Genomic DNA, 13,321 nt, shown 5'->3' with positions numbered 1-13,321 from the left:
CGCGAGCTCTTGTCGAAGTACGAGTTCCCAGGCGACGACCTGCCAATCATCAAGGGTTCGGCACGTATGGCCCTCGAAGGCCAGCCAGGCGAAATGGGCGAAGAGTGCATCGTCAAGCTCGCTGAAGCCCTCGACACCTACATCCCGACGCCAGAGCGCGCCGTCGACGGCGCCTTCCTGATGCCGGTCGAAGACGTGTTCTCGATCTCGGGTCGCGGCACCGTCGTCACCGGTCGTGTCGAGCGCGGTATCGTGAAAGTCGGCGAAGAAATCGAAATCGTCGGCATCATCGACACCGTCAAGACCACTTGCACCGGCGTGGAAATGTTCCGCAAGCTGCTCGACCAGGGCCAGGCGGGCGACAACGTCGGCCTGCTGCTGCGCGGCACCAAGCGTGAAGACGTCCAGCGTGGCCAGGTGCTGGCCAAGCCGGGCTCGATCAAGCCGCACAACCACTTCACCGGCGAGATCTACGTGCTGTCGAAGGATGAAGGCGGCCGTCACACGCCATTCTTCAACAACTACCGCCCGCAGTTCTACTTCCGTACCACCGACGTGACCGGCTCGATCGAGCTGCCAGCGGACAAGGAAATGGTCATGCCAGGCGATAACGTGTCGATCACCGTCAAGCTGATCAACCCGATCGCGATGGAAGAAGGCCTGCGCTTCGCCATCCGCGAAGGCGGCCGTACCGTCGGCGCCGGCGTGGTTGCCAAGATCATTGCCTAAGTAGCATGTAGTGAGTAGGTCCGAAGGGGCGGTGCATGCTTCCCCTTCAAAACATTCTCCACCATGCGCGCGTATGGTGTAGAATGCGCGATTCAGCTGAAGTCTTCGTAGGGGTGTAGCTCAATTGGCAGAGCGTCGGTCTCCAAAACCGAAGGTCGCGGGTTCGATTCCCTCCGCCCCTGCCACCGAATTCTGGTGCGCAGCACCGAAAGTAAAGAAGAATGTCTAATCAATCCGTGCAAACCGTAAGCACCTCGAATGACAAGTTTAAGGTGGTCCTGGCGGTGGTTGCCGCGATTGCAGGCGTAGTCGGGTTCTTTTACCTGAAAGGCCAAAACAAACCAGCCTTGGTCGCCGGCGGCGCCCTCTTGGCTGGTTTAGTTTTTGCTCTCCTGCTTTTGTGGACGTCCACTTCCGGCCGCGAATTCCTGAACTTCGCCAAAGAGTCCGTCCGCGAAACCAGGAAAGTCGTCTGGCCGACCCGCAAGGAAGCAACGACGATCACGATGATCGTCTTTGCCTTTGTCGTCGTCATGGCGATCTTCCTGTGGGGCACGGATAAGCTGTTGGAATTCCTGTTGTACGACCTGGTCCTGGGGTGGAAACAATAATGAGCGATAACGTGCAAGACAATGCGCCGGAAGAAGTTCCGGCGGCCGGCGCTCCGGCGGCCGGCGCTCCGGCGGCCGGCGCTGCGGCGGAAAGCGCTCCTGTGAGCGTCCCGGTCAGCAACAAGCGCTGGTACGTCGTTCACGTCTACTCGGGCATGGAAAAGAGCGTCATGCGCGCCCTGACCGAGCGCATCGAGCGCGCCGGCATGAGCGAGCAGTTCGGCCAGATCCTGGTCCCGACCGAAGAAGTGGTGGAAGTCAAGAACGGCAGCAAGACGGTCACCGAGCGCCGCTTCTTCCCCGGTTACGTGCTAGTCGAGATGGAAATGACCGACGAGACCTGGCACCTGGTCAAGAACACGAGCAAGGTCACCGGCTTCATCGGCGGCAAATCGAACAAGCCGACCCCGATTCCCGCGCGCGAGATCGACAAGATCATGCAGCAGGTCCTGGAGGGCGTCGAGAAGCCACGGCCGAAAGTGCTGTACGAAGTGGGCGAGCAGGTCCGGATCAAGGAAGGCCCGTTCACCGACTTCAACGGCAACGTCGAGGAAGTGAATTACGAAAAATCGAAGGTGCGTGTGACTGTCACCATCTTCGGCCGCGCAACTCCGGTGGAACTCGAGTTCGGGCAGGTAGAAAAAGTTTAAACGCAACAATCGGAGCGTCGCAGCAGCAAGGCGGAATCCGGTAAGAGGAGCCCCGCCGAGCCAGCAGTGGCGGTGGGGCGCTACTACTCAAAGCCAATCTAGGAGCACTCCATGGCCAAGAAAATCATTGGTTTTATCAAGCTGCAAGTGGCAGCTGGTAAAGCAAACCCATCCCCACCGATCGGCCCGGCACTGGGCCAGCGCGGCTTGAACATCATGGAATTCTGCAAGGCGTTCAACGCCCAGACCCAGGGTCTCGAGCCAGGCATGCCGATTCCAGTCGTGATCACCGCGTTCGCCGACAAGTCCTTCACCTTCGTGATGAAGACGCCTCCGGCAACCTACCTGATCAAGAAGGCCGCCGGCATCACCAAGGGTTCGCCGAAGCCGCACACCGACAAGGTCGGCACGCTGACCCGTGCGCAGGCTGAAGAAATCGCAAAAACCAAGCAGCCGGACCTGACCGCAGCCGACATGGACGCCGCCGTGCGTATCATCGCCGGTTCGGCTCGTTCGATGGGCATCACGGTGGAGGGTCTGTAATGGCTAAGCTGTCCAAGCGCGTCAAAGAAATGAAAGCGAAAGTCGACCGTAACAAGGTCTACGCCTTCGACAACGCACTGTCGATCGTCAAGGAATTCGCAACCGCCAAGTTCAACGAGTCGATCGATGTCGCCGTTCAGCTGGGCGTGGATCCGAAGAAGTCGGACCAGGTCGTTCGTGGTTCGGTCGTCCTGCCAGCAGGCACCGGCAAGACCGTGCGCGTGGCGGTGTTCGCCTCGGGCGACAAGGCCGAGGCAGCACGTGCCGCCGGCGCCGACATCGTCGGCATGGAAGACCTGGCCGAGCGCGTCAAGGCCGGCGACATGCCGTTCGACGTCGTCATCGCCTCGCCGGACACCATGCGTATCGTCGGTACCCTGGGCCAGATCCTGGGCCCGCGCGGCTTGATGCCGAACCCGAAGGTCGGCACCGTCACCCCTGACGTCGCCACCGCGGTGAAGAACGCCAAGGCCGGTCAGGTCCAGTACCGTACCGACAAGTCGGGCATCATCCACGCAACGATCGGCCGCAAGTCGTTCAGCGACGCCGACCTGAAGTCGAACCTGGCTGCCCTGATCGAAGCACTGAACAAGGCCAAGCCGGCCACCTCGAAGGGCGTGTACCTGCGCAAGGTCGCGATCTCGTCGACGATGGGCGCTGGCGTGCGTGTCGATCACGCTTCGGTCGCCGCTTAAGTTTTAGAGAATCAAGTCCCTGCGAAATACGAGCAGGGCGCATCTTTGGGCTGTCGGGCCGTAACAGGTTTCGGCAGGCAATCAAAGACCGTTGGGCCGAATGCATCAGGCAGGCAGGAGGTTAAACCATCACCCAACGCAGATGGTGTACCCGAACAAGTTTTGTAGTCCATGCTGCGTGAATTCATCCGCGTTAGTTTGACTTCTTAACTTCGGACGCCGTGTTCGAACCGATGCAAGCGTTTTTGCCTGCATTAATTAAGGAGATTGACCGTGGGTCTTAATCTGAATGACAAAAAGGCCGTCGTCGAAGAAGTGAGCGCGAAAGTAGCAACCGCGCAAACGATCGTCGTGGCCGAGTACCGTGGCATCCAGGTTAGTCACTTGACGAAACTCCGTGCAACCGCACGTGCCCAGGGTGTGTACCTGCGTGTTCTGAAGAACACGCTGGCGCGCCGCTCTGTCGAAGGCACGCAGTTTGCCCCGCTGGCTGACGCCATGACCGGTCCGCTGATCTATTCGATCTCGGACGACGCCGTTGCTGCCGCTAAAGTCATCGCTGACTTCGCGAAAACCAACGACAAGCTGGTCATGAAAGCCGGTAACTACGCAGGTAAGCAGCTCGACGTAGCTGGTGTTACCGCGTTGGCAAGCATTCCGTCGCGTGAAGTCCTCATCTCGCAGCTGTTGGGCGTGATGCTGGCTCCGGTGTCGGGCTTTGCACGTGGCTTGGCTGCCCTGGCAGCGAAAAAAGGCGAAGGTTCGGAAGCTGCTCCTGCAGCCGAAGAAACCGCTGCAGCGTAAGCGCGGCCCTTTTTTCTCAAGTAACTGATCTGTACTACAAACACACACACATCTGGAGTTTCAAATGGCAATTAGCAAAGACGATATCCTGAACGCAGTGAGCGAAATGTCCGTCATGGACCTGAACGAACTGGTCAAGGCATTCGAAGAGAAGTTCGGCGTGTCGGCCGCTGCAATGGCGGCACCGGCAGCTGGCGGCGGCGCTGCTGCTGCTGCTGTCGAAGAGCAGACCGAATTCAACGTCGTGCTGACCGAAATCGGCGCGAACAAGGTCGGCGTCATCAAGGCCGTCCGCGAAATCACCGGTCTGGGCCTGAAAGAAGCCAAGGACGTGGTTGACGGCGCACCGAAGACCGTCAAGGAAGCCATGCCGAAAGCTGACGCTGAAGCCGCCAAGAAGAAGCTGGAAGATGCCGGCGCCAAGGCAGAACTGAAGTAATCAAAAGCAATGGGCATCGCAAGGTGCCCAGCGCCGGAGTCAAAGCTTGCAAGCCCCGTCGGAAGGCGGTGCTGCGGCTTTGGCTCTTTTGTCGTCCCTGCGACATACGCAAGAGGCTCGACAGCACCGCGGTACGGCAGGAATCGTAGCACAGCATCAGCAGCACGCTAGTCCCTTTTCATTTGATGGAACAGTAAGAGACTTGAGGCCTTGTATGTGGTCGCCCCACCACTGGCAATCCCTGAATTCTCATCCTTTCTGTCACTCACGGAGTGTCCATGCACTACTCATTTACTGAGAAGAAACGCATTCGCAAGTCGTTCGCGAAGCGCGCCAACGTTCACAACGTTCCATATCTTCTTGCTACCCAGCTTGAATCCTACGAGAATTTCCTGCAGGCGGATGCCGGTCCTTCCGTTCGCAAGAACGAAGGCCTGCAGTCGGCTTTCAGCTCGATCTTCCCGATCGTGTCGCACAACGGCTTCGCTCGCCTCGAATTCCTGTCCTACGTGCTGGGCGACCCCGCGTTCGACGTCAAGGAATGCCAACAGCGCGGCCTGACCTTTGCCTCGCCACTGCGCGCCAAAGTGCGCCTGGTGATCCTGGACAAGGAATCGCCGACCAAGCCGGTCGTCAAGGAAATGAAGGAGCAGGAAGTGTACATGGGCGAATTGCCGCTCATGACCGCCAACGGTTCGTTCGTCATCAACGGCACCGAGCGCGTGATCGTTTCCCAGTTGCACCGTTCCCCGGGCGTGTTCTTCGAGCACGACCGCGGCAAGACGCACTCCTCGGGCAAGCTGCTGTTCTCGGCACGTATCATTCCCTACCGCGGTTCGTGGCTCGACTTCGAGTTCGACCCGAAGGACATCCTGTTCTTCCGCGTCGACCGCCGCCGCAAGATGCCGGTGACGATCCTGCTGAAGGCGATCGGCATGACGCCGGAACAGATCTTGGCGAACTTCTTCGTGTTCGACAACTTCACGCTGCGCTCCGAAGGCGGCGAAATCGAATTCGTGTCCGAGCGCCTGCGCGGCGAAGTCGCGCGCTTCGACATCGTCGATCCGAAGACCGGCAAGACCCTCGTGACCAAGGACAAGCGCATCAATGCCAAGCATGTGCGCGACATCGAAGCGGCCGGCATCAAGGCCATCTCGGTGCCTGAGGACTACCTGATCGGCCGCATCCTGGCCCGCAACATCGTCGACGCCGACACCGGCGAGATCATCGCCTCGGCCAACGACGAGCTGACCGACGAGCTGCTGGGCAAGCTGCGCGACGCCAACGTCGACGCGATCCAGACCCTGTATACGAACGACCTTGACCAGGGCGGCTACATCTCGCAAACCCTGCGCACCGACGACACCGCCGACCAGATGGCCGCGCGCGTGGCGATCTACCGCATGATGCGTCCGGGCGAGCCGCCGACCGAGGAATCGGTCGAGGCCCTGTTCAACGGCCTGTTCTACAGCCCCGAGCGCTACGACCTGTCGGCCGTCGGCCGCATGAAGTTCAACCGCCGCATCGGCCGCGACGAACTGACCGGCGCCATGACGCTGTCGAACGACGACATCCTGGCCGTGATCAAGATCCTCGTCGAGTTGCGCAATGGCCGCGGCGAAGTCGACGATATCGATCACCTGGGTAACCGCCGCGTGCGTTGCGTGGGCGAACTGGCCGAAAACCAGTTCCGCGCCGGCCTCGTGCGCGTCGAGCGCGCCGTCAAGGAACGCCTCGGCCAGGCCGAAGCGGACAACCTGATGCCGCACGACCTGATCAACAGCAAGCCGATCTCGGCCGCGATCCGCGAATTCTTCGGCTCGTCCCAGCTGTCGCAGTTCATGGACCAGACCAATCCGCTGTCGGAAATCACGCACAAGCGCCGTGTTTCCGCCCTCGGCCCGGGCGGCCTGACGCGCGAACGCGCCGGCTTCGAGGTGCGCGACGTGCACCCGACCCACTACGGCCGCGTCTGCCCGATCGAAACGCCTGAAGGCCCGAACATCGGCCTGATCAACTCGCTGGCCCTGTACGCCCGCCTGAACGAATACGGCTTCCTGGAAACCCCGTACCGCAAGGTCGAAGGCTCCAAGGTCACCGACAAGATCGACTACCTGTCGGCCATCGAAGAAGGCCGCTACATCATCGCCCAGGCGAACGCGACCATCAACGCCGAAGGCCAGCTCGACGACGAACTGGTGTCCGCGCGTGAAGCGGGCGAAACGATCCTGGTCTCGCCGGAGCGCATCCAGTACATGGACGTGGCCCCGGGCCAGATCGTCTCGGTCGCCGCGTCGCTGATCCCGTTCCTCGAGCACGACGACGCGAACCGTGCACTGATGGGCGCGAACATGCAGCGCCAGGCCGTGCCCTGCCTGCGTCCCGAAAAGGCGCTGGTCGGTACCGGCATCGAGCGCACCGTCGCGGTCGACTCGGGCACCACCGTGCAGGCCGTGCGTGGCGGCGTCGTCGACTACATCGACGCCGGCCGCGTGGTCATCCGCGTCAACGACGACGAGGCGCAAGCCGGTGAAGTCGGTGTCGACATCTACAACCTGATCAAGTACACCCGTTCGAACCAGAACACGAATATCAACCAGCGTCCGATCGTGCAGGTGGGCGACCGCGTTGCCCGTGGCGACGTGATTGCCGACGGCGCCTCGACCGACCTGGGCGAACTGGCCCTGGGCCAGAACATGCTCGTCGCGTTCATGCCGTGGAATGGCTTGAACTTCGAAGATTCGATCCTGATCTCGGAAAACGTCGTCAAGGACGACCGCTACACCTCGATCCACATCGAAGAGCTGTCGGTCGTTGCACGCGATACGAAACTGGGCGCGGAAGAAATCACCCGCGACATCTCGAACCTGGCGGAAAACCAGCTGGCGCGCCTGGATGAATCGGGCATCGTCTACATCGGCGCCGAAGTCACCGCCGGCGACGTGCTGGTCGGTAAAGTCACGCCGAAGGGCGAGACCCAGCTGACGCCGGAAGAAAAACTGCTGCGCGCGATCTTCGGCGAAAAAGCGTCGGACGTGAAAGACACCTCGCTGCGCGTGCCTTCGGGCATGGTCGGCACCGTCATCGACGTCCAAGTGTTCACCCGCGAAGGCATCGTGCGCGACAAGCGCGCCCAGCAGATCATCGACGATGAACTGAAACGTTTCCGCCTGGACTTGAACGACCAGATGCGCATCGTGGAGGGCGACGCCTTCCAGCGTCTGGAGCGTATGCTGGTGGGCAAAGTCGTCAACGGCGGCCCGAAGAAGATGGCCAAGGGTGCGGTCATCACCAGCGAATACCTGGCGGACCTGGACAAGTTCCACTGGTTCGACATCAGGCCAAGCGACGACGAATCGGCCAACGCGCTCGAAGCGATCAAGGAATCGATCAACGAGAAGCGCCACCAGTACGACCTGGCCTTCGAAGAAAAGCGCAAGAAGCTGACCCAGGGCGACGAGTTGCAGCCGGGCGTGCAAAAGATGGTCAAGGTGTACCTGGCAGTCAAGCGCCGCCTGCAGTCGGGCGACAAGATGGCGGGCCGCCACGGTAACAAGGGCGTGGTCTCGCGCATCGTGCCGGTGGAAGACATGCCGTTCATGGCCGACGGTACGCCTGCCGACGTCGTGCTCAACCCACTGGGCGTGCCGTCGCGCATGAACGTCGGCCAGATCCTCGAAACCCACCTCGGCTGGGCGGCGAAGGGCCTGGGCCTGCGGATCGGCGAAATGCTGCAAAAGCAGGCAGCGGTCGAAGAAGTGCGCGGTTTCCTGGGCCAGATCTATAACGAGACCGGCAAGAAGGAAGACCTCGACAGCTTCGACGACGACGAGATCATGAGCCTGGCCGGCAACCTGAAGAAGGGTGTGCCGTTCGCGACGCCGGTGTTCGACGGCGCGCACGAGAGCGAGATCCACCGCATGCTGGACCTGGCCTTCCCGGACCAGATCGCATCGCACCTGGGCATGACGCCGTCGAAGAACCAGGTCACGATGTACGACGGCCGCACCGGCGAAGCATTCGAGCGCAAGGTCACCGTCGGCTACATGCACATGCTGAAACTGCACCACCTGGTCGACGACAAGATGCACGCGCGTTCGACCGGTCCGTACTCGCTGGTGACGCAGCAGCCGCTGGGCGGCAAAGCCCAGTTCGGCGGCCAGCGCTTCGGCGAGATGGAGGTGTGGGCACTGGAAGCGTACGGCGCATCGTACGTGCTGCAGGAAATGCTGACCGTGAAGTCCGATGACGTGAATGGCCGTACCAAGGTGTACGAGAACCTGGTCAAGGGCGACCACGTGATCGACGCCGGCATGCCTGAATCGTTCAACGTGCTGGTCAAGGAAATCCGCTCGCTGGGTATCGATATCGACCTCGAGCGTAACTAAGAAGGTAAGGGGAGGGCAGCCTTTCCTTCCCCGCATTACCCGATTGGTTTGGGATGCACCGCATCCCGAAATAGAAATTTAGTCACCTCTGGAGTGATACATGAAAGCACTGCTCGATCTATTCAAGCAAGTACAGCAAAATGAAAGCTTCGACGCCATCAAGATTGGCCTGGCGTCGCCCGAGAAAATTCGTTCGTGGTCGTTCGGTGAAGTCAAGAAGCCCGAGACCATCAACTACCGTACCTTCAAGCCCGAGCGCGACGGCCTGTTCTGCGCCAAGATCTTCGGCCCGATCAAGGATTACGAGTGCCTGTGCGGCAAGTACAAGCGCCTCAAGCACCGCGGTGTCATCTGCGAAAAGTGCGGCGTCGAAGTCACGCTGGCCAAGGTGCGCCGCGAGCGCATGGGCCACATCGAACTGGCCTCGCCGACCGCGCACATCTGGTTCCTGAAGTCGCTGCCGTCGCGCCTGGGCATGGTCCTGGACATGACGCTGCGGGACATCGAACGCGTCCTGTACTTCGAAGCCTATGTCGTGACCGATCCCGGCATGACCCCGCTGAAGAAGTGCCAGATCATGTCGGAAGACGATTACGCCGCCAAGTACGAAGAGTACGGCGACGACTTCACCGCCTACATGGGCGCCGAAGGTATCCGTGAACTGCTGCGCTCGATCGACATCCACCGCGATGCCGAAGCCCTGCGCGTGGAACTGAAGGAATCGAAGTCCGAAGCGAAGATCAAGAAATACGCCAAGCGCCTGAAAGTGCTCGAGGCGTTCCAGCGTTCGGGCATCAAGCCGGACTGGATGATCATGGAAGTGCTCCCGGTGCTGCCGCCGGAGCTGCGTCCGCTCGTCCCCCTGGATGGCGGCCGTTTCGCGACCTCCGACCTGAACGACCTGTATCGCCGCGTCATCAACCGGAATAACCGCCTGAAGCGCCTGATGGAACTGCGCGCGCCGGAAATCATCACGCGTAACGAAAAGCGCATGCTGCAGGAAGCGGTCGACTCGCTGCTGGACAATGGCCGTCGCGGCAAGGCGATGACCGGTGCCAACAAGCGTCCGCTGAAGTCGCTGGCCGAGATGATCAAGGGCAAGGGCGGTCGTTTCCGCCAGAACTTGCTGGGCAAGCGCGTCGACTACTCGGGCCGTTCGGTCATCGTGGTCGGCCCGCAGCTGAAACTGCACCAGTGCGGCCTGCCGAAGCTGATGGCCCTGGAACTGTTCAAGCCGTTCATCTTCAACAAGCTCGAACTGATGGGTCTGGCAACGACCATCAAGGCGGCCAAGAAGCTGGTCGAGATCCAGGAACCGGTGGTCTGGGACATCCTCGAGGACGTCATCAAGGAACACCCGGTGATGCTGAACCGCGCACCGACCCTGCACCGTCTCGGTATCCAGGCCTTCGAGCCGGTCCTGATCGAAGGTAAGGCCATCCAGCTGCACCCGCTGGTCTGCGCGGCCTTCAACGCCGACTTCGACGGTGACCAGATGGCCGTGCACGTCCCGCTGTCGATCGAAGCGCAGATGGAAGCGCGTACGCTGATGCTGGCGTCGAACAACATCCTGTTCCCGTCGAACGGCGAGCCGTCGATCGTGCCGTCCCAGGATATCGTGCTGGGCCTGTACTACGCGACGCGCGAGGCGATCAACGCCAAGGGCGAGGGCATGCTGTTCCCGGACGTGTCGGAAGTCATCCGCGCCTACGACAACAAGGAAGTCGAACTGGCCACGCGCATCACCGTGCGTATCGTCGAATTCCCACGGGTTGTCGGCAGCGATGAATTCGAGCGCACCGTGACCCGCTACGAGACCACCGTCGGCCGCGCGATCCTGTCGGAGATCCTGCCGAAGGGCCTGCCGTTCTCGGTGCTGAACCGCGCCCTAAAGAAGAAGGAAATCTCGAAGCTGATCAACACGTCGTTCCGCAAGTGCGGCCTGCGTGCGACCGTCGTCTTCGCCGACAAGCTGATGCAGTCGGGCTTCCGCCTGGCGACGCGCGCCGGTATCTCGATCGCCGTCGACGACATGATGATCCCGGACGTCAAGAAGGGCATGATCGCGACCGCCGAAGCGGAAGTGAAGCAGATCGAGCAGCAGTACGCCTCGGGTCTGGTCACCGCCGGCGAGCGTTACAACAAGGTCGTCGACATCTGGGGCAAGACCTCCGATGAAGTCGGCAAGGCGATGATGGACCAGCTGAAAGTCGAACCGGTCACCAAGCGTGACGGCACCGAAGGCACCCAGGAATCGTTCAACGCCATTTACATGATGGCCGACTCGGGCGCGCGCGGTTCGGCAGCCCAGATTCGCCAGTTGGCGGGTATGCGGGGCCTGATGGCCAAGCCGGACGGTTCGATCATCGAAACGCCGATCACCGCGAACTTCCGCGAAGGCTTGAACGTGCTGCAGTACTTCATCTCGACGCACGGCGCCCGCAAGGGTCTGGCCGACACCGCGCTGAAGACGGCAAACTCGGGTTACCTGACCCGCCGCCTGGTCGACGTGACCCAGGACCTGGTGGTGATCGAGGACGATTGCGGCACCGCCAACGGCACGCACATGAAGGCGATGGTCGAAGGCGGTGAAGTCATCGAAGCGCTGCGCGACCGTATCCTCGGCCGCGTGACGGGCACCGACCTGGTCAATCCTGAAACCCAGGAAACCGTGTACCCGGCCGGCACCCTGCTCGACGAAGACATGGTCGAAGAGATCGAGCGCCTCGGCATCGATGAGGTGAAAGTGCGTACCCCGCTGAACTGCGACACGCGCTACGGCCTGTGCGCCATGTGCTACGGCCGCGATCTCGGCCGCGGTTCGATGGTCAACAGCGGCGAAGCAGTCGGCGTCGTGGCGGCCCAGTCGATCGGTGAGCCGGGTACCCAGCTGACCATGCGTACCTTCCACATCGGTGGTGCGGCATCGCGTGCGGCGGTGGCCTCGTCGGTCGAAGCGAAGTCGAACGGTACGGTGCGCTTCACGGCCACCATGCGTTACGTGACCAACGGCAAAGGCGCCCAGATCGTCATCTCGCGTTCGGGCGAAGTCCTGATCACGGACGACCACGGCCGCGAGCGCGAGCGTCACAAGGTGCCGTACGGCGCGACCCTGATGGTCAAGGACGGCATGGTCGTCAAGGCCGGTATCGCCCTGGCCACCTGGGATCCGCTGACCCGTCCGATCATCACCGAGTATGCCGGTACGATCCGCTTCGAGAACGTCGAAGAAGGCGTGACGGTCGCCCGCCAGGTCGACGAAGTGACCGGTCTGTCGACCCTGGTCGCGATCGATCCGAAGCGCCGCGGTTCGGCTGGCAAAGTGCTGCGTCCGCAGGTGAAACTGCTGAACGAAGAGAACCAGGAAGTCAAGATTGCCGGCACCGAACACGCCGTGGCCATCGGCTTCCAGATCGGCTCGCTGATCATGGTGAAGGACGGTCAGTCGGTCTCGGTGGGTGAAGTGCTGGCACGTATCCCGACCGAATCGCAGAAGACCCGCGACATTACCGGTGGTCTGCCGCGCGTGGCCGAACTGTTCGAAGCACGTTCGCCGAAAGACGCGGGCATGCTGGCCGAAGTCACGGGTACGGTTGCCTTCGGTAAGGAAACCAAAGGCAAGCAGCGCCTGGAAATCACGGACATGGACGGCAACAAGCACGAGTTCCTGATCACCAAGGACAAGCAGGTGCTGGTCCACGACGGTCAAGTCGTGAACAAGGGCGAGATGATCGTCGACGGTCCGGCCGATCCGCAGGACATCCTGCGCCTCTTGGGTATCGAAGCGCTGGCCCGCTACATCGTCGACGAAGTGCAGGACGTCTACCGTCTGCAGGGCGTGAAGATCAACGACAAGCACATCGAAGTGATCGTGCGCCAGATGCTGCGCCGCGTGGCCATCGTCGAAGCCGGCGACACCGACTACATCGTCGGCGAGCAGGTCGAGCGTTCGGAGCTGCTGGAAGAGAACGATCGCATGGAAGCGGCAGGCAAACTGCAGGCAACCTACGAAAACGTGCTGCTGGGTATTACCAAGGCATCGCTGTCGACCGATTCGTTCATCTCGGCCGCCTCGTTCCAGGAAACCACCCGCGTGCTGACCGAAGCGGCGATCATGGGCAAGCGCGACGGCCTGCGCGGCCTGAAGGAAAACGTCATCGTCGGCCGCCTGATCCCGGGCGGTACGGGCCTGGCCTTCCACCGCGCCCGCAAGGAGAAGGAAGTGTGGGAGGCGGAAGAGCGCCAGGCACTGCTGCAGCAGGAGAAGGCCAACATGGCTGCCGAACTGCAGGCGATGGAAGACCAGCAGAATGCGGCAGCGCCGGTGGAGCAGCATGGCGACGGCGAGTAATCGCTTGAGTTAGTCAGCTGGACAAGACGGCACCTTCGGGTGCCGTTTTTTTTGGCGCTGTCACCGTTACGTGTGGACGAGTCCCATTGCCGCTCGCAGGAAGCGCTCCGG

General features: G+C 61.4%; 9 protein-coding genes and 1 tRNA gene. All 10 read left to right on the top strand.

Translation table 11 applies throughout. The features are described 5' to 3' along the window. Positions 1 to 729 (top strand): EF-Tu C-terminal domain-related protein (locus ACFPOU_RS08515; protein WP_379719466.1); only part of this gene is annotated, 729 nt, incomplete at its 5' end. Between the two features lie 109 nt (positions 730 to 838). Beyond that, positions 839 to 914: transfer RNA gene (locus tag ACFPOU_RS08510), tRNA-Trp, on the top strand. 36 nt (positions 915 to 950) lie between these two features. Next, complete coding sequence (secE, locus tag ACFPOU_RS08505) at positions 951 to 1,340, top strand: preprotein translocase subunit SecE (RefSeq protein ID WP_379719464.1); 390 nt, start codon at positions 951 to 953, stop codon at positions 1,338 to 1,340. Next, positions 1,340 to 1,990, top strand: a complete 651-nt coding sequence (gene nusG / locus ACFPOU_RS08500) for a transcription termination/antitermination protein NusG (RefSeq protein WP_379719462.1) — start codon at positions 1,340 to 1,342, stop codon at positions 1,988 to 1,990. The genes secE and nusG overlap by 1 nt, the downstream gene beginning before the upstream one ends. Before the next feature lie 111 nt (positions 1,991 to 2,101). Beyond that, positions 2,102 to 2,533 (top strand): 50S ribosomal protein L11, encoded by a 432-nt coding sequence (rplK, locus tag ACFPOU_RS08495; protein WP_192055850.1) that lies wholly within the window; start codon positions 2,102 to 2,104, stop codon positions 2,531 to 2,533. Continuing rightward, on the top strand, positions 2,533 to 3,228 hold the full coding sequence (gene rplA / locus ACFPOU_RS08490; protein ID WP_379719460.1) for a 50S ribosomal protein L1: 696 nt from the start codon (positions 2,533 to 2,535) through the stop codon (positions 3,226 to 3,228). Before rplK ends, rplA begins: the two co-directional genes overlap by 1 nt. A 273-nt stretch (positions 3,229 to 3,501) precedes the next feature. Then, positions 3,502 to 4,032: a 50S ribosomal protein L10 gene (rplJ, locus tag ACFPOU_RS08485; RefSeq protein WP_192055846.1), complete on the top strand. Its 531-nt coding sequence runs from the start codon at positions 3,502 to 3,504 to the stop codon at positions 4,030 to 4,032. A gap of 64 nt (positions 4,033 to 4,096) precedes the next feature. Next, positions 4,097 to 4,471, top strand: coding sequence for a 50S ribosomal protein L7/L12 (rplL, locus tag ACFPOU_RS08480; RefSeq protein ID WP_192055844.1), 375 nt, complete (start codon positions 4,097 to 4,099; stop codon positions 4,469 to 4,471). 278 nt (positions 4,472 to 4,749) lie between these two features. Continuing rightward, entirely contained in the window at positions 4,750 to 8,859 is a 4,110-nt protein-coding gene (gene rpoB / locus ACFPOU_RS08475; protein WP_379719457.1) for a DNA-directed RNA polymerase subunit beta, read from the top strand. 100 nt (positions 8,860 to 8,959) lie between these two features. Beyond that, a complete protein-coding gene (gene rpoC, locus ACFPOU_RS08470; RefSeq protein ID WP_379719455.1) occupies positions 8,960 to 13,210 on the top strand; it encodes a DNA-directed RNA polymerase subunit beta' in 4,251 nt (1,416 codons plus the stop codon). Positions 13,211 to 13,321: the final 111 nt, after the last annotated feature.

Source organism: Massilia jejuensis (assembly GCF_042656795.1).
GTDB classification, from domain to species: Bacteria; Pseudomonadota; Gammaproteobacteria; order Burkholderiales; family Burkholderiaceae_D; genus Telluria; species Telluria jejuensis.
Note: the sequence above shows the minus strand (reverse complement) of the source record. Positions and strands in the feature narration are given on the sequence as shown.

Coding starts and splice junctions, on each gene's coding strand:
- secE (WP_379719464.1), top strand. CDS start 951: ATGTCTAATCAATCCGTGCAAACCGTAAGCACCTCGAATGACAAGTTT.
- nusG (WP_379719462.1), top strand. CDS start 1,340: ATGAGCGATAACGTGCAAGACAATGCGCCGGAAGAAGTTCCGGCGGCC.
- rplK (WP_192055850.1), top strand. CDS start 2,102: ATGGCCAAGAAAATCATTGGTTTTATCAAGCTGCAAGTGGCAGCTGGT.
- rplA (WP_379719460.1), top strand. CDS start 2,533: ATGGCTAAGCTGTCCAAGCGCGTCAAAGAAATGAAAGCGAAAGTCGAC.
- rplL (WP_192055844.1), top strand. CDS start 4,097: ATGGCAATTAGCAAAGACGATATCCTGAACGCAGTGAGCGAAATGTCC.
- rpoB (WP_379719457.1), top strand. CDS start 4,750: ATGCACTACTCATTTACTGAGAAGAAACGCATTCGCAAGTCGTTCGCG.
- rpoC (WP_379719455.1), top strand. CDS start 8,960: ATGAAAGCACTGCTCGATCTATTCAAGCAAGTACAGCAAAATGAAAGC.